Origin of the sequence: Streptomyces sirii (assembly GCF_045690365.1) — a bacterium.
Lineage (GTDB): Bacteria > Actinomycetota > Actinomycetes > Streptomycetales > Streptomycetaceae > Streptomyces > Streptomyces sirii.
This window is the reverse complement of record NZ_CP147982.1, coordinates 2,584,645-2,601,014: the sequence shown is the minus strand read 5'-3', so window position 1 is coordinate 2,601,014 and position 16,370 is coordinate 2,584,645. Positions and strand designations below refer to the sequence as shown.

Here is a 16,370-nt window from a genome sequence, read left to right as displayed (position 1 = left end):
TGACCTGTGATCTCCCTGTCGCTCGCCGAGATCGCGAGCATCGTCGGCGGGCAGCAGCACGACATACCGGACGCCGGCCGCCAGGTGACCGGGCCCGTCGTCACCGACTCCCGCGCGGTACGCCCCGGCGGTCTGTTCGTGGCCTTCGCCGGGGAACGCGTCGACGGCCATGACTTCGCGCAGGGCGCCGTCGAGGCGGGCGCGGTGGCCGTCCTGGCCGCCCGCCCCGTCGGCGTCCCCGCGATCGTCGTCGACGACGTGGTCGCCGCGCTCGGCGCGCTCGCCCGCGCCGTCGTCGACCGCCTGGGCACCACCGTCGTCGGCCTCACCGGCTCGGCCGGCAAGACCAGCACCAAGGACCTGATCGCCCAGCTGCTGCAGCGGCACGGCCCGACGGTCTGGCCCGAGGGCAACCTCAACAACGAGATCGGGCTGCCGCTGACCGCGCTGCGCGCCGATGCCGCCACCCGCCACCTCGTCCTGGAGATGGGCGCCCGCGGCGTCGGCCACATCCGCTACCTCGCCGAGCTGACGCCGCCGAGGATCGGTGTGGTGCTCAACGTCGGCAGCGCGCACATCGGCGAGTTCGGCGGCCGCGAGAAGATCGCCGAGGCGAAGGGCGAACTCGTCGAGGCGCTGCCGTCGGCCGAGCACGGCGGGATCGCGGTGCTCAACGCCGACGATCCGTACGTCCGCGCCATGGCCGCGCGTACGACGGCCCGTACGGTCCTGTTCGGTGAGTCCGAGGACGCCGCCGTACGTGCCGAGAATGTCCGGCTCACGGAGCTCGGACAGCCCGCCTTCACGCTTCACACACCCTCCGGGTGCAGTGATGTGACCATGCGGCTGTACGGTGAGCACCACGTGTCGAACGCGCTCGCCGCGGCCGCCGTCGCCCATGAGTTGGGCATGCCCGTAGACGAGATCGCCACCGCGCTCTCCGAAGCCGGCACGCTCTCCCGCTGGCGTATGGAGGTCACCGAGCGCGCGGACGGCGTGACGGTCGTCAACGACGCCTACAACGCGAACCCGGAGTCCATGCGAGCGGCGCTGCGAGCGCTGGTCGCGATGGGCGCAGCCGCCAAGGCGAAGGGCGGTCGGACGTGGGCGGTGCTCGGTGAGATGGCCGAGCTCGGTGAGGAGTCACTCGCCGAACACGACGCGGTCGGGCGGCTGGTCGTCCGGCTCAACGTCAGCAAGCTCGTGGCAGTCGGCGGCAGGGAAGCGGCCTGGCTCGACATGGGCGCCAAGAACGAGGGTTCGTGGGGTGAGGAGTCGGTGCACGTGTCCGACGCGCGGGCGGCGATCGACCTGTTGCGCAGCGAGCTGCGGCCGGGAGACGTCGTGCTGGTGAAGGCGTCCAGGTCGGTGGGGCTGGAGCGGGTCGCCGCAGCTTTGCTGGACGACCAGGGCATGGTGGGCGCCGCGGGCGCTGAGGGTGGAGCCGCGACCCGATGAACTCGATGAAGCAGATCCTCTTCTCCGGAACGATCGGGCTCTTCCTGACCCTGATCGGCACCCCGCTGCTGATCAAGCTGCTGGCGAAGAAGGGGTACGGGCAGTTCATCCGCGATGACGGCCCCCGCACCCACGGCAGCAAGAAGGGCACGCCCACCATGGGCGGTATCTCCTTCATCCTGGCCACGATCATCGCCTACGCCCTGACGAAGGTGATCACCTCCAGCGATCCGACCTTCTCGGGTGTGCTGGTGCTCTTCCTCTTCGCGGGCATGGGCCTGGTCGGCTTCCTGGACGACTACATCAAGATCGTCAAGCAGCGTTCGCTGGGCCTGCGGGCCAAGGCGAAGATGGCCGGCCAGCTGATCGTCGGCATCGCCTTCGCGGTGCTCTCGCTGCAGTTCGCCGACATGCGCGGACAGACCCCGGCCTCCGACCGGCTGTCCTTCACCCAGGACTTCGGCTGGCAGATCGGCCCGGTGATCTTCGTGATCTGGGCGCTGTTCATGATCCTGGCGATGTCCAACGGCGTGAACCTCACCGACGGCCTCGACGGCCTGGCCACCGGCGCCTCGGTGATGGTCTTCGGCGCGTACACCTTCATCGGCATCTGGCAGCACCAGGAGTCCTGCGCCAACCAGATCACCGCCGGACCGGGCTGCTACGAGGTGCGCGACCCCCTCGACCTCGCGGTCGTCGCCTCCGCGCTGATGGGCGCCTGCTTCGGCTTCCTGTGGTGGAACACCTCACCCGCCAAGATCTTCATGGGCGACACCGGCTCGCTGGCCCTGGGCGGCGCGCTGGCCGGTCTGGCGATCTGCTCCCGCACGGAGCTGCTGCTCGCCCTCCTCGGCGGCCTCTTCGTCCTGATCACCATGTCCGTGGTCATCCAGGTCGGCTCCTTCAAGCTGACCGGCAAGCGGGTCTTCCGGATGGCGCCACTCCAGCACCACTTCGAACTCAAGGGGTGGTCCGAAGTCCTTGTGGTGGTCCGCTTCTGGATCATCCAGGGCATGTGCGTCATCGTGGGACTCGGCATCTTCTACGGCGGCTGGCAGGCGGCGAAGTGACCACGCACGGCTCGACCGACCACCCCACGGGGTTCGCCGGTCTGCACATCACCGTCGCCGGCCTGGGCGTGAGCGGCGTTCCCGCCGCCCGCGCGCTGGCCGGCCTCGGTGCCCGCGTCACCGTCGTCAACAGCAGCGACGGCGACCGCGAGCGCGCGCAGGCCGCGGAGCTGGAGAAGCTGGGGGTCACCGTCCGCCTCGGCGACGGCGACACCCTCCCCGAGGGCACGGAACTGATCGTCACCACCCCGGGCTGGAAGCCGACCAGCCCGCTCTTCCTCGCGGCCGAGAAGGCCGGCATCGAGGTGTGGGGCGATGTCGAGCTCGCCTGGCGGCTGCGCGGCCGGGGCGGCAAGAAGGCAGCCCCGTGGCTGGCCGTCACCGGCACCAACGGCAAGACCACCACCGTCCAGATGCTGGCCTCGATCCTGGAGGCGGCCGGTCTGCGGACCGCCGCCGTCGGCAACATCGGGGTCCCGCTCGTGGACGTGGTGCTCGGCGAAGGGCAGCAGGAGGGCACGTCCTACGACGTGCTCGCCGTCGAGCTCTCCAGCTACCAGCTGCACTGGGCTCCGTCGGTACGGGCGCACTCCGCGGTCGTCCTCAACCTCGCCCCGGACCATCTGGACTGGCACGGCTCGATGGAGGCGTACGCCGCCGACAAGGGCCGGATCTACGAGGGCAACACCGTCGCCTGCGTCTACAACGTCGCCGACCCGGCGACCGAGGACCTGGTCCGGGCGGCCGACGTCGAGGAGGGCTGCCGCGCGATCGGCTTCACCCTCGGCACCCCCGGCCCCTCCCAACTCGGTGTCGTCGAGGGCATCCTCGTCGACCGCGCCTTCGTCGAGAACCGGCACCAGCAGGCCCAGGAGCTCGCCGAGGTCGCCGACGTCCGGCCCGCGGCGCCGCACAACATCGCCAACGCGCTCGCCGCGGCGGCGCTGGCCAGGGCCTTCGGCGTCGCCCCCGGCGCCGTACGCGACGGGCTGCGCGCCTTCCACCCGGACGCACACCGCATCCAGCACATCGCGGACGTCGACGGCGTCACCTACATCGACGACTCCAAGGCCACCAACACCCACGCCGCCGAGGCGTCGTTGGCGGCGTACGAGCACATCGTGTGGATCGCCGGCGGGCTCGCCAAGGGCGCGACCTTCGACGAGCTGGTCCAGAAGTCCGCGGACCGGCTGCGCGGGGTGGTGCTGATCGGCGCCGATCGAGCGCTGATTCGCGAAGCCCTGGCGCGACACGCCCCCGATGTCCCGGTGGTCGACCTCGACCGGACCGACACTGGGGCCATGCCGCAGGCGGTCCGGGAGGCGACCCGTCTGGCCGCGCCCGGCGACACCGTCCTGCTGGCTCCGGCCTGTGCCTCGATGGACATGTTCGTCAACTACAACAAGCGGGGCGAGGCCTTCGCCGAAGCGGTCCGCGAGCTGACCGCAGGGGACCGGTAGACCCTTTCTCCCCGCTGCCGCCGGACCGGCGGCGAGCGCACCCGTGGAGGGGACGAGGATGACGGCCCGATCGGCGAAGGCGGCAGCCCCGCGCCGGCCCCGCCGGACCACGCCGGTGCGCCCGCCGCGGGGCGGCCGTCCCCCGGGCGGCCCGCGGGGGCTCCACATCCGGCTGAGGCGGGCCTGGGACCGTCCGCTGACCGCGTACTACCTCATCCTCGGCGGCAGCCTGCTGATCACCGTCCTGGGGTTGGTGATGGTCTACTCGGCGTCCCAGATCAAGGCGCTGCAGTCCGGGCTGGCCCCGACGTTCTTCTTCCGCAAACAGCTGCTCGCCGCCGTCCTCGGCAGCGGGCTGCTGGTGCTCGCCGCCCGGCTCTCGGTACGGGTGCACCGCATGCTGGCCTATCCGCTGCTCGCCGGCTCGGTGTTCCTGATGTGCCTGGTGCAGATTCCGGACATAGGGGTCGCGGTCAACGGCAACCAGAACTGGATCAGCCTCGGCGGGCCTTTCCAGATGCAACCGAGCGAGTTCGGCAAGCTCGCGCTGGTCCTGTGGGGCGCCGATCTGCTCGCCCGCAAACAGGACCGGAGGCTGCTGACACAGTGGAAGCACCTGCTGGTGCCGCTGATCCCGGTGACCTTCCTGGTGCTCGGGCTGATCATGCTCGGTGGCGACATGGGCACCGCGATCATTCTCACGGCGATCCTCTTCGGGCTGCTGTGGCTGGCCGGGGCGCCGACACGGCTGTTCGTAGGGGTGCTGGGCGCCGCCTCGGCGATCGGTGCGCTGCTGATCATGACGAGCGCCAACCGGATGTCCCGCCTGGCCTGCATCGGAGCGACCGATCCGGGGCCCGGTGATCAGTGCTGGCAGGCCGTGCACGGGATCTATGCCCTCGCATCCGGCGGATTCTTCGGTTCCGGGCTCGGCGCGAGTATGGAAAAATGGGGTGAACTACCTGAACCGCACACCGACTTCATCTTCGCCATCACCGGGGAGGAACTGGGTCTGGCGGGGACGCTGTCGGTGCTCGCCCTCTTCGCGGCTCTAGGCTATGCGGGTATCCGCGTGGCCGGACGCACGGAGGACCCCTTCGTACGGTACGCCGCGGGAGGCGTGACCACCTGGATCACGGCCCAGGCCGTGATCAACGTCGGTGCGGTGCTCGGCCTGCTGCCGATCGCCGGTGTCCCGCTCCCGCTGTTCTCCTACGGAGGCTCCGCCCTGCTGCCCACGATGTTCGCCATCGGGCTGCTGATCGCCTTCGCGCGTGACGAGCCCGCTGCACGGGCGGCGCTGGCCATGCGGCAGCCGGTCTTCGGCAGGAGACCGGCTGGGGTGAGATGGAAGACGATGAGACGGCGCGTCAAGAAGCGGTCGTCTGGAGAGCGGTGAATTTCGGTGCATGTCGTACTCGCCGGTGGGGGGACCGCCGGCCACATCGAGCCCGCGCTCGCCCTCGCGGACGCCCTGCGGAGGCAGGACCCCACCGTGGGGATCACGGCACTCGGCACGGAGAAGGGGCTGGAGACCCGGCTCGTCCCGGAGCGCGGCTATGAGCTGGGCCTCATCCCGGCCGTACCGCTGCCCCGCAAGCCCACCCCCGAGCTGATCACCGTCCCCGGGCGGCTGCGCGGCACGATCAAGGCCGCCGAGCAGATCCTGGAGCGCACGAAGGCGGACTGCGTGGTCGGCTTCGGCGGCTACGTGGCGCTGCCCGGCTATCTGGCCGCCAAGCGGCTCGGTGTGCCGATCATCGTCCACGAGGCCAACGCCCGCCCCGGCCTGGCCAACAAGATCGGCTCGCGGTACGCCAAGTTCGTCGCCGTCAGCACCCCGGACAGCAAGCTGCGCGGTGCCCGCTATGTCGGCATTCCGCTGCGCCGCACCATCGCCACCCTGGACCGCGCCGCGGTCCGCCCCGAGGCGCGGGCCGCCTTCGGTCTGGACCCCAATCTGCCGACGCTCCTGGTGTCCGGTGGCTCCCAGGGCGCCCGCCGTCTGAACGAGGTCATCCAGGCCGCCGTTCCGGCCCTGCAGCGCGCCGGCATCCAGGTCCTGCACGCGGTCGGTCCGAAGAACGAATTGCCGCACGTGGACAACATGCCCGGCATGCCCCCCTATGTCCCGGTACCGTACGTGGACCGGATGGATCTCGCGTACGCCGCGGCCGACATGATGCTCTGCCGCGCGGGCGCGATGACCGTCGCCGAGTTGTCCGCCGTCGGGCTCCCGGCCGCGTTCGTCCCGCTGCCCATCGGCAACGGCGAGCAGCGGCTCAACGCCCAGCCGCTGGTCAACGCCGGCGGGGGCCTGCTGGTCGACGACGCCCAGCTGACCCCGGACTGGGTGCAGAGCAGCGTGCTCCCGGTTCTGGCCGATCCGCACCGGCTGTACGAGATGTCCCGCGCGGCCTCCGAGTTCGGCCGCCGGGACGCCGACGAGCTGCTGGTCGGCATGGTCTACGAGGCGATCGCGCAGCACAACAAGTAGCGCACTAGGGAAGGCAGGGAGCGTGGCCGGACCGACAACCGCCCGGCGCGGCGAGAAGAAGTCACCGTCCGGCCCGCCCTCCGCCCCGGAGGCGCACGGACGCAGATTCCCTTGGGTGCGCTTCCCGTTTCGCGCGCCGGGCCGCCGCGGTCTGATCATCATCACGGTTCTCGCGGTGCTGCTCGGCGCGTTCGGCGTCTGGGCGCTCTACGCGTCGAGCTGGCTGCGGGTGGAGCGTGTGCGGGCCACCGGGACCGAGGCCCTGACCCCGCGTGAGGTCGTCGCCGCGGCCCGCACTCCGATGAACACACCGCTGATTTCGGTGGATACGGACGCACTCGCCCGCCGGCTGCGCGCGCGGCTGCCGCGCATCAGGACGGTTGACGTCGAACGGTCCTGGCCGCACACGATCGGTCTGAAGGTGACGGAAAGGACGCCGGAACTGCTGATGCCGACGGGCGGAAAGTTTGCTGAAGTGGACGCCGAGGGCGTTCGGTTCGCCACCGTCGGCGCCGCCCCCAAGGGCGTTCCGCTTCTGGAAATGGCCGCTTCCGACTCCCCGAGCCTGCGCGAGTTCGGAATCGACCGGTTGCGGCGCGCCGCGGTCGAGGTCGCTCGGGATCTGCCCCCGGCCGTACGCAAGGACCTCCGCAAAGTGCGGGTACGGTCCTATGACGCCATCACCCTCCAACTTTCCGGTGACCGTACGGTCGCCTGGGGCAGCCGCGAACAGGGCGCCGAAAAGGCGAAGGTGCTGACCGCGCTGCTGAAAGCCGCACGTGACGCGCGCCACTTCGACGTCTCGGTTCCCAGCGCCCCCGCGGTATCGGGGAGTTGACGTACTCAGCCGCAGGCCAGCACCCTGGATGGCTACGACTATGGGTGATCACATAGGGTGAAAAGAAAAACGGGAGGTTCGGCGTGTTCGTTGAACGGGCGCGCCTTGTCGACTTAGTGTCTCGTTCCAAAGGGACTATGGAACCAAGGAACACAGGCACAGGTAACCCTAAACTTCAACGTTAGGGTTCGGGTCGGCGATACGAACCGCCCCAATCGGCATCAGTCGGCGTCCACACGCACGTGCGGCGACGACACGTAACTCGAGGCGAGAGGCCTTCGACGTGGCAGCACCGCAGAACTACCTCGCAGTCATCAAGGTCGTCGGCATCGGCGGCGGTGGCGTGAACGCCATCAACCGGATGATCGAGGTCGGGCTCAAGGGCGTCGAGTTCATCGCGATCAACACCGATGCGCAGGCGCTGCTGATGAGCGACGCCGACGTCAAGCTCGACGTCGGCCGCGAAATGACCCGCGGCCTCGGCGCCGGCGCCAACCCGGATGTGGGGCGCAAGGCGGCCGAGGACCACCGCGAGGAGATCGAGGAGGTCCTCAAGGGGGCCGACATGGTCTTCGTGACCGCGGGTGAGGGTGGTGGCACCGGCACCGGCGGCGCACCCGTCGTCGCCAACATCGCGCGCTCGCTGGGCGCCCTGACGATCGGTGTGGTCACCCGGCCGTTCACCTTCGAGGGCCGCCGTCGCGCCAACCAGGCCGAGGACGGCATCGCCCAGCTGCGCGAAGAGGTAGACACCCTCATCGTGATTCCCAATGACCGACTGCTGTCCATCTCGGACCGCCAGGTGAGCGTGCTCGACGCGTTCAAGTCCGCGGACCAGGTGCTGCTGTCGGGTGTCCAGGGCATCACCGACCTGATCACCACCCCGGGTCTGATCAACCTCGACTTCGCGGACGTCAAGTCCGTGATGTCGGAGGCCGGCTCGGCCCTCATGGGCATCGGCTCGGCGCGCGGCGACGACCGCGCGGTGGCCGCCGCGGAGATGGCGATCTCCTCGCCGCTCCTGGAGGCCTCCATCGACGGCGCCCGCGGGGTGCTGCTGTCCATCTCCGGCGGCTCCGACCTCGGTCTCTTCGAGATCAACGAGGCCGCGCAGCTGGTCAGCGAGGCGGCACACCCGGAAGCCAACATCATCTTCGGCGCGGTCATCGACGACGCGCTGGGCGACGAGGTCCGGGTGACGGTCATCGCCGCGGGCTTCGACGGCGGTCAGCCGCCGGCCCGTCGCGATGCGCAGGCCGCCCTGTCGTCCCCGAAGCGCGAGGAGCCGGCCCCGGCCCCGAGCCGTCCGGCCGCCCCGCCGGAGCCGCGTACGCCGTCGTCCTTCGGCGGCCTGGGTTCGGTGCCGGTACGGGACGAGGAGCCGGCGCCCGCCGAGTCCTCCTCCTCGCTGGGCGAGGTCTCCTCGTCGCCGGCGGGCACCCCGCAGGTTCCCCCGGCTCGTCCGTCGTACTCCGACTCCGCGGCCGAGGAACTGGACGTTCCCGACTTCCTGAAGTGACGTAAAGCACCGAAGTGATAGGGCAACAGCACCACGAGAGCGGCGCGCACTTCGCCTTCACCGACAGGTGGGGCGGGGTGAGCGCCGCTCCGTATGAGCAGCTCAACCTGGGCGGCGCGGTCGGCGACGACCCGCAGGCCGTCCGCGCCAACCGTGCGCTCGCCGCACGGGAACTCGGCCTCGACCCGGCCGCGGTGGTCTGGATGAACCAGGTCCACGGCCGCGACGTCGCCGTCGTCGACGGACCCTGGCGCGACGCCGATGTCCCGTGTGTGGACGCGGTGGTCACGGCCCGCCGGGGTCTCGCGCTCGCCGTCCTGACCGCCGACTGCACCCCGGTGCTGCTGGCCGACCCGGTCGCCGGGATCGCGGGGGCCGCGCACGCCGGCCGGCCCGGCCTGGTGGCCGGGGTGGTACCGGCGGTCGTCGGGGCGATGGTGGAACTGGGCGCGATGCCGGAGCGGATCCTCGCCTGTACCGGACCCGCCATCTGCGGCCGGTGCTACGAGGTGCCCGCGGCGATGCGCTCCGAGGTCGCGGCGGCGGTGCCCGAGGCGCATGCGACGACCAGCTGGGGCACGCCCGCGGTGGATGTCACCGCAGGTGTGCGGGCCCAACTCGCCGCGGCGGGCGTGGCGGTGCGTGAGGATTCCCACATCTGCACGCGGGAGTCCGCGGACCACTTCTCTTATCGGCGCGACCGTACGACCGGGCGGCTCGCGAGCTATGTGTGGCTCGGGGAGATCCCCGGCCGGGGGCTGGGGGAGGCCGAGCTGTGACGGACGACCGCAAGACGCAACTGGCCGACAACCTGGCGCGGGTGGAAAATCGTATCTCCGCCGCCTGCGCCAAGGCGGGGCGGCCGCGCGACGAGGTGACCCTGATCGTGGTCACCAAGACCTACCCCGCGAGCGACGTCCGGTTGCTCGCGGAGCTGGGGGTGCGCCAGGTCGCGGAGAACCGCGATCAGGAGGCCGCGGGCAAGGCCGCTGAATGCAGTGATTTGCCCCTTACTTGGCACTTCGTTGGACAACTACAGACCAACAAGGTGCGGTCTGTGGCCGGTTATGCCGGAATTGTTCAGTCGGTCGACCGGGCGCGACTTGTCACCGCGCTCTCCAAGGAAGCGGTCCGCGCCGAGCGCGAGCTGGGGTGCCTCGTCCAGGTGGCACTTGACGCGGAGTCGGGGGAGCGGGGCGCCCGTGGCGGGGTGGCGCCGGACGGTGTGGCGGACCTCGCGGAGGCGATCGCCGGGGCCCAAGGGCTGCGTCTGGACGGTGTGATGACCGTCGCGCCGCTGGCCGGGCCGTACGCCGGACGGCAACTCGCCGCATTCGAGCGACTCATGGAAATCTCAACCGACCTGCGCACCACCCATCCTGCTGCCAACATGGTGTCAGCGGGCATGAGCGCGGACCTTGAGGACGCCGTGGCGGCCGGGGCGACACATGTGCGCGTCGGCACTGCGGTACTCGGAGTCCGACCACGGCTCGGGTAACGTCGCCAAGCAAGTCGGACCACAGCACAAAATATGGTCATTCCCGCAGAAAGCGGGAGGCCCGCGTGGATCCAAGGCCCCCGGTGACGGAGCCGATCCACCACAGAGCGGAGGACGCAGAGAATGGCCGGCGCGATGCGCAAGATGGCGGTCTACCTCGGCCTCGTGGAGGACGATGGGTACGACGGCCGGGGGTTCGACCCCGACGACGAGTTCGAGCCCGAGCTTGACCCGGAGCCTGATCGGGGACGGCGGCAGCAGCACCAAGTGCAGCCCGAAACGCGGCCGGAACGGGACGAACCCGTCCGTGTCGTGACGCCTCCGGCGCAACGCGAACCTACCCCGCTCGCCGCGGAAAGCGGACGACCCGCGCGAATCGCACCCGTGGCATCCATCACACCCGACCGCCCGAATCTGGAGAAGAACGCACCGGTGATCATGCCCAAGGTTGTGTCCGAGCGGGAGCCGTACCGCATCACCACACTCCACCCCCGGACCTACAACGAAGCCCGTACCATCGGGGAACACTTCCGCGAGGGCACTCCGGTGATCATGAATCTCACGGAGATGGACGATACCGATGCGAAGCGACTTGTCGACTTTGCGGCCGGTTTGGTGTTTGGTCTTCACGGGAGCATCGAGCGGGTGACGCAGAAGGTGTTCCTGTTGTCGCCTGCTAACGTCGATGTCACGGCGGAGGACAAGGCCCGTATCGCAGAGGGCGGGTTCTTCAACCAGAGCTGAGACGCAACACCGGGCGCACCAGGGCCCGTAAGGTCAACACAGAAGCAAGGTCAAGGGGAGAGGGACGCGCGAGATGAGTGTCGCTGGTCAGGTGATCTATATCGCGCTGTACTGCTTCCTGATCGTGTTGATCTTCCGGCTGGTGATGGACTATGTCTTCCAGTTCGCCCGTTCATGGCAACCGGGCAAGGCGATGGTGGTCATTCTTGAGGCCGCCTACACTGTCACTGATCCGCCACTCAAGCTTCTGCGGCGGGTAATTCCGCCGCTGCGTCTCGGGGGCGTGGCGCTCGACCTGTCCTTCTTCGTACTGATGATCATCGTGTACATCCTGATCACCGTCGTGAGGTCGGTGTTGTTGGTGTGAACGATACGGTCTTGCCGATTGCCGACGACTACGTTGAGGTGAAGTAGAGATGCCGTTGACCCCCGAGGACGTGCGGAACAAGCAGTTCACGACCGTCCGCCTCCGAGAAGGCTATGACGAGGACGAGGTCGATGCCTTCCTCGACGAGGTTGAAGCAGAACTGACCAGGCTGCTCCGGGAGAACGAGGACCTGCGCGCCAAGCTGGCCGCGGCCACCCGTGCCGCCGCGCAGAACCAGCAGCAGGGTCTGCGCAAGGGACCGGACCAGCAGCAGGAGCAGCAGCAGCGTCCCGGGGCTCCCGTGCCCGCCGCCATATCCGGTCCGCAGCCGGTGCCGCCGCAGCAGCAGGGGATGGGTGGCCCGCCCCAACTGCCCGGTGGTGCACCTCAGCTGCCGCCCGGTCCCGGTGGTCACGGCCCGCAGGGTCCGCACGGACCCGGCCCGATGGGCCCCGGCGGTCCCATGGGTGGCCCGATGGGCGGCCCCGGTGGACCGCAGCTGCCGCAGGCCCAGCAGGGTGGCCCCGGCGGTGACAGCGCCGCGCGGGTGCTCTCGCTGGCGCAGCAGACCGCCGACCAGGCGATCGCGGAGGCCCGTTCCGAGGCCAACAAGATCGTCGGCGAGGCGCGCAGCCGCGCCGAGGGCCTGGAGCGGGACGCCCGCGCCAAGGCCGACGCGCTGGAGCGGGACGCGCAGGAGAAGCACCGCGTGGCGATGGGCTCGCTGGAGTCGGCCCGCGCGACGCTGGAGCGCAAGGTCGAGGACCTGCGCGGCTTCGAGCGCGAGTACCGTACGCGCCTGAAGTCCTACCTGGAGAGCCAGCTGCGTCAGCTGGAGAACCAGGCGGACGACTCGCTGGCTCCGCCGCGGACCCCGGCGGCCGCCTCGCTGCCGCCGTCGCCGTCGATGGCATCGGCCGGTGCGGGCACCATGGGCGGCAACCACACCATGGGTGGCGGCCAGTCGATGGGCGGCAACCACTCCATGGCCGGGCAGCCCAGCGGCGGTCCGTCCTACGGTGGTCAGCAGCAGATGTCGCCGGCGATGACCCAGCCGATGGCTCCGGTGCGGCCGCAGAGCCCGCAGCCGATGCAGCAGACGCCGTCGCCGATGAGGGGTTTCCTCATCGACGAGGACGACAACTGACGCCCGCCTAGCGCGTAACGTCGGCAATCAGGGCCGGGCCCCGAGGGATTCCCTCGGGGCCCGGCCCTTTGTGCTGCCGGGTTCGCGAGATGTGGTCGTCCGTCCTGTCATGGGTGGATATCGCCACCTGGGACATGAATTGGCCTTCGCATTCCCTTTCGGGAAGGGGGCGGATAGGGGGGAAGCAGGGGGGTGAGGCGAAAGGTGTGCGTAACGGCGGAGGTAATGGCGGTTGTAGGGGCGGGTGGGAAAGCGGAAAAGGAAAATGCCCCGGCGTGGTGTACGCCGGGGCATTTGTGCGGTGAGGGGGCTGGTTACACCTTGCGGAGGTGGAAGGTGAGGGCCAGTGCCTCGTCCGTGAAGGCGGGGCCGAAGGAGTCGTCCGGCTCGCCGGGGGCGAAGTCCGTGGCGAGGACCTCGTCGGAGATCAGGCCGGTGTGGTCGGTCAGCGCCGTACGGACCTCGTCGTCCGTGGAGCGCCAGCGCAGCGCGATCCGGTCGGCGACGTCGAGGCCGCTGTTCTTGCGGGCCTCCTGGATGAGGCGGATGGCATCGCGGGCCAGGCCCGCGCGGCGCAGCTCGGGGGTGATCTCCAGGTCGAGGGCGACCGTGGCGCCCGCGTCGGAGGCCACCGACCAGCCCTCGCGCGGGGTCTCGGTGATGATCACCTCGTCGGGGGCGAGCGAGACGGTCTCGCCGTCGACCTCGACGCTCGCCGTGCCCTCGCGCAGCGCGAGCGAGAGGGCCGCGGCGTCCGCGACGGCGACGGCCTTGGCGACCGCCTGGACGCCCTTGCCGAACCGCTTGCCCAGCGCACGGAAGTTGGCCTTGGCGGTGGTGTCGACCAGCGAGCCCCCGACCTCCGAGAGCGAGGCCAGCGAGCTGACGTTCAGCTCCTCGGCGATCTGCGCGCGCAGGTCCTCGGGCAGGCCCGCGAAGCCGTGCGCCGCGACCAGTGCGCGGGACAGCGGCTGACGGGTCTTGACGCCCGACTCGGCACGGGTGGCGCGGCCCAGTTCGACCAGGCGGCGGACCAGCAGCATCTGGGCGGACAGGGTCGGGTCGATGGCCGCCTTGTCGGCCACCGGCCAGCCGGCGAGGTGGACGGAGTCGGGGGCGTCCGGGGTGACCGGGACGACCAGGTCCTGCCAGACCCGCTCGGTGATGAACGGGGTGAGCGGTGCCATGAGGCGGGTGACGGTCTCGATGACCTCGTGGAGCGTGCGCAGCGCGGCCGCGTCGCCCTGCCAGAAGCGGCGGCGGGAGCGGCGGACGTACCAGTTGGACAGGTCGTCGACGAAGGCGGAGAGGAGCTTGCCGGCGCGCTGGGTGTCGAAGGACTCCAGGGAGTCGGTGACCTGCTCGACCAGGGTGTTCAGCTCGCCGAGCAGCCAGCGGTCCAGCAGCGGCCGGTCGGCGGGGGCCGGGTCGGCGGCGGACGGCGCCCACTGGGTGGTACGGGCGTACAGCGCCTGGAAGGCGACGGTGTTCCAGTACGTCAGCAGCGTCTTGCGGACGACTTCCTGGATGGTGCTGTGGCCCACCCGGCGGGCGGACCACGGCGAGCCGCCGGCCGCCATGAACCAGCGGACCGCGTCGGCGCCGTGCTGATCCATCAGCGGGATCGGCTGGAGGATGTTGCCCAGGTGCTTGGACATCTTCCGGCCGTCCTCGGCGAGGATGTGGCCCAGGCAGACGACGTTCTCGTACGAGGACTTGTCGAAGACCAGGGTGCCGACGGCCATCAGGGTGTAGAACCAGCCGCGGGTCTGGTCGATGGCCTCCGAGATGAACTGCGCCGGGTAGCGCTTCTCGAACAGCTCCTTGTTGCGGTACGGGTAGCCCCACTGCGCGAACGGCATCGAGCCCGAGTCGTACCAGGCGTCGATGACCTCCGGGACGCGGGTGGCGGTGCCCTGGCAGGTCGGGCAGGCGAAGGTGACGTCGTCGATGAACGGGCGGTGCGGGTCCAGGCCCGACTGGTCGGTGCCGGTCAGCTCGGTCAGCTCGGCCAGCGAGCCGACGCAGGTGAGGTGGTCCTCCTCGCAGCGCCAGATGGGCAGCGGGGTGCCCCAGTAGCGGTTGCGGGACAGCGCCCAGTCGATGTTGTTGTTGAGCCAGTCGCCGAAGCGGCCGTGCTTGACCGAGTCCGGGAACCAGTTGGTGTTCTCGTTCTCGCGGAGCAGGGCGTCCTTGACGGCGGTCGTGCGGATGTACCACGACGGCTGGGCGTAGTAGAGCAGCGCGGTGTGGCAGCGCCAGCAGTGCGGGTAGCTGTGCTCGTAGGCGATGTGCTTGAAGAGCAGGCCGCGGGCGGCGAGGTCCTCGACCAGGGCCTCGTCGGCCTTCTTGAAGAACTGGCCGCCGATGAGGGCGAGTCCCTCCTCGAAGGTGCCGTCGGGGCGGACCGGGTTGACCACCGGCAGGTCGTACGCCTTGCAGGTCTTGAGGTCGTCTTCACCGAAGGCGGGGGCCTGGTGGACCAGGCCCGTACCGTCGTCGGTGGTCACGTACTCGGCGTTGACGACGAAGTTGGCGCCGTCCAGCTCGACCAGGGAGAACGGGCGCTCGTAGGACCAGCGCTCCATCTCGCGGCCGGTGAAGGACTGCCCGGTGGCCTCCCAGCCCTCGCCGAGGGCCTTCTCCAGCAGCGGCTCGGCGACGACCAGCTTCTCGGTGCCGTCGGTGGCGACGACGTAGGTGACGTCGGGGTGCGCGGCGGCGGCGGTGTTGGAGACCAGGGTCCAGGGGGTCGTCGTCCAGATCAGCAGGGCGGCCTCGCCGGCCAGCGGGCCCGACGTCAGCGGGAGGCGGACGTAGACCGAGGGGTCGACGACGGTCTCGTAGCCCTGCGCCAGCTCGTGGTCCGACAGGCCCGTGCCGCACCGCGGGCACCAGGGGGCGACGCGGTGGTCCTGGACCAGCAGGCCCTTGTTGAAGATCTCCTTCAGCGACCACCACACCGACTCGATGTAGTCGGGGTCCATCGTGCGGTACGGGGCGTCGAGGTCGGTCCAGTACCCCATACGGGTCGTGAGCTCGGCGAAGGCGTCGGTGTGGCGGGTCACCGACTCGCGGCACTTGGCGTTGAACTCGGCGATGCCGTACGCCTCGATGTCCTTCTTGCCGTTGAAGCCCAGCTCCTTCTCCACGGCCAGCTCGACCGGGAGGCCGTGGCAGTCCCAGCCGGCCTTGCGGTCGACGTGATAGCCCTGCATCGTGCGGAACCGGGGGAAGACGTCCTTGAAGACGCGCGCCTCGATGTGGTGCGCGCCGGGCATGCCGTTGGCCGTCGGGGGGCCCTCGTAGAAGACCCACTCTGGCCGGCCCTCGGACTGCTGGAGGGTACGGGCGAAGACCTTCTGCTCCTGCCAGAACTCGAGCACGGCGTGCTCGAGGGCGGGGAGGTCTACCTGGGCGGGTACCTGGCGGTACTGGGGCTGCTCACTCATCGGGGGCTTCCTCCGGCGGACACCTGCTGCGTTCTCCGTCCGGAGGGACGAGAGCCTGGGCTCCCGCGGTACCACCCTCCTTGGCGGCCGCTACTGCACCGCCCCCTCATTGGGGTCGCGCTGCCGGTTCTACTCGCCCTGGGCGGCCCGCGACCCGTGGGCGGAGCCCACTGTCCAAGCCCGTGGGCAAAGCCCACTGTCCAGCGCTTTCTTCCGGCGACTCCGGGGTGATCTTCACGTCGTGCACGCCCCCGGGCTTCCACCGTCCCCGGGTCGCTGCCGGCTGCGTACGACGCTACTCGTCCCATCAATGCCTGTCG

13 protein-coding genes are annotated in these 16,370 nt (G+C 70.1%); 12 read left to right on the top strand and 1 reads right to left on the bottom strand.

Annotated elements, in window-relative coordinates; all coding sequences use genetic code 11:
* Positions 1-6 precede the first annotated feature (6 nt).
* From murF to WAB15_RS11735, 12 genes are all read left to right on the top strand, one after another.
* Complete coding sequence (gene murF, locus WAB15_RS11790) at positions 7-1,458, top strand: UDP-N-acetylmuramoyl-tripeptide--D-alanyl-D-alanine ligase (RefSeq protein WP_407286176.1); 1,452 nt, start codon at positions 7-9, stop codon at positions 1,456-1,458.
* A 5-nt stretch (positions 1,459-1,463) separates the two neighbouring features.
* Positions 1,464-2,528: a phospho-N-acetylmuramoyl-pentapeptide-transferase gene (mraY, locus tag WAB15_RS11785; RefSeq protein WP_399147715.1), complete on the top strand. Its 1,065-nt coding sequence runs from the start codon at positions 1,464-1,466 to the stop codon at positions 2,526-2,528.
* Positions 2,525-3,988 carry a UDP-N-acetylmuramoyl-L-alanine--D-glutamate ligase gene (gene murD, locus WAB15_RS11780; RefSeq protein WP_407286175.1) on the top strand — a complete coding sequence of 488 codons (1,464 nt, stop codon included), beginning with the start codon at positions 2,525-2,527 and terminating at the stop codon, positions 3,986-3,988. Before mraY ends, murD begins: the two co-directional genes overlap by 4 nt.
* Before the next feature lie 58 nt (positions 3,989-4,046).
* Positions 4,047-5,387, top strand: a complete 1,341-nt coding sequence (ftsW, locus tag WAB15_RS11775) for a putative lipid II flippase FtsW (RefSeq protein WP_399147562.1) — start codon at positions 4,047-4,049, stop codon at positions 5,385-5,387.
* Between the two features lie 6 nt (positions 5,388-5,393).
* On the top strand, positions 5,394-6,485 hold the full coding sequence (murG, locus tag WAB15_RS11770) for an undecaprenyldiphospho-muramoylpentapeptide beta-N-acetylglucosaminyltransferase (RefSeq protein WP_384490783.1): 1,092 nt from the start codon (positions 5,394-5,396) through the stop codon (positions 6,483-6,485).
* Between the two features lie 22 nt (positions 6,486-6,507).
* Positions 6,508-7,323 (top strand): cell division protein FtsQ/DivIB, encoded by an 816-nt coding sequence (locus WAB15_RS11765; RefSeq protein ID WP_407286174.1) that lies wholly within the window; start codon positions 6,508-6,510, stop codon positions 7,321-7,323.
* 283 nt (positions 7,324-7,606) lie between these two features.
* Positions 7,607-8,842: a cell division protein FtsZ gene (gene ftsZ / locus WAB15_RS11760; RefSeq protein WP_399147564.1), complete on the top strand. Its 1,236-nt coding sequence runs from the start codon at positions 7,607-7,609 to the stop codon at positions 8,840-8,842.
* 14 nt (positions 8,843-8,856) lie between these two features.
* On the top strand, positions 8,857-9,621 hold the full coding sequence (pgeF, locus tag WAB15_RS11755) for a peptidoglycan editing factor PgeF (RefSeq protein ID WP_407286173.1): 765 nt from the start codon (positions 8,857-8,859) through the stop codon (positions 9,619-9,621).
* The gene (locus WAB15_RS11750) at positions 9,618-10,340 is read left to right on the top strand and encodes a YggS family pyridoxal phosphate-dependent enzyme (RefSeq protein WP_407286172.1); all 723 of its coding nucleotides are present in this window, start codon (positions 9,618-9,620) and stop codon (positions 10,338-10,340) included. Before pgeF ends, WAB15_RS11750 begins: the two co-directional genes overlap by 4 nt.
* Positions 10,341-10,463: 123 nt before the next feature.
* A complete protein-coding gene (locus WAB15_RS11745; RefSeq protein WP_399147567.1) occupies positions 10,464-11,084 on the top strand; it encodes a cell division protein SepF in 621 nt (206 codons plus the stop codon).
* A gap of 73 nt (positions 11,085-11,157) precedes the next feature.
* Entirely contained in the window at positions 11,158-11,451 is a 294-nt protein-coding gene (locus tag WAB15_RS11740) for a YggT family protein (RefSeq protein ID WP_030415214.1), read from the top strand.
* Between the two features lie 49 nt (positions 11,452-11,500).
* The gene (locus tag WAB15_RS11735; RefSeq protein ID WP_407286171.1) at positions 11,501-12,598 is read left to right on the top strand and encodes a DivIVA domain-containing protein; all 1,098 of its coding nucleotides are present in this window, start codon (positions 11,501-11,503) and stop codon (positions 12,596-12,598) included.
* Positions 12,599-12,912: 314 nt separating this feature from the next.
* Here WAB15_RS11735 and ileS read toward each other — a convergent pair whose 3' ends face one another.
* A complete protein-coding gene (ileS, locus tag WAB15_RS11730) occupies positions 12,913-16,050 on the bottom strand; it encodes an isoleucine--tRNA ligase (protein ID WP_407286170.1) in 3,138 nt (1,045 codons plus the stop codon).
* Between the last annotated feature and the right edge of the window lie 320 nt (positions 16,051-16,370).

Excerpts from the sequence above, each read along its gene's own strand:
- mraY (WP_399147715.1), top strand. The coding sequence starts at position 1,464 with ATGAAGCAGATCCTCTTCTCCGGAACGATCGGGCTCTTCCTGACCCTG.
- ftsW (WP_399147562.1), top strand. The coding sequence starts at position 4,047 with ATGACGGCCCGATCGGCGAAGGCGGCAGCCCCGCGCCGGCCCCGCCGG.
- WAB15_RS11745 (WP_399147567.1), top strand. The coding sequence starts at position 10,464 with ATGGCCGGCGCGATGCGCAAGATGGCGGTCTACCTCGGCCTCGTGGAG.
- WAB15_RS11740 (WP_030415214.1), top strand. The coding sequence starts at position 11,158 with ATGAGTGTCGCTGGTCAGGTGATCTATATCGCGCTGTACTGCTTCCTG.
- WAB15_RS11735 (WP_407286171.1), top strand. The coding sequence starts at position 11,501 with ATGCCGTTGACCCCCGAGGACGTGCGGAACAAGCAGTTCACGACCGTC.
- ileS (WP_407286170.1), bottom strand. The coding sequence starts at position 16,050 with ATGAGTGAGCAGCCCCAGTACCGCCAGGTACCCGCCCAGGTAGACCTC.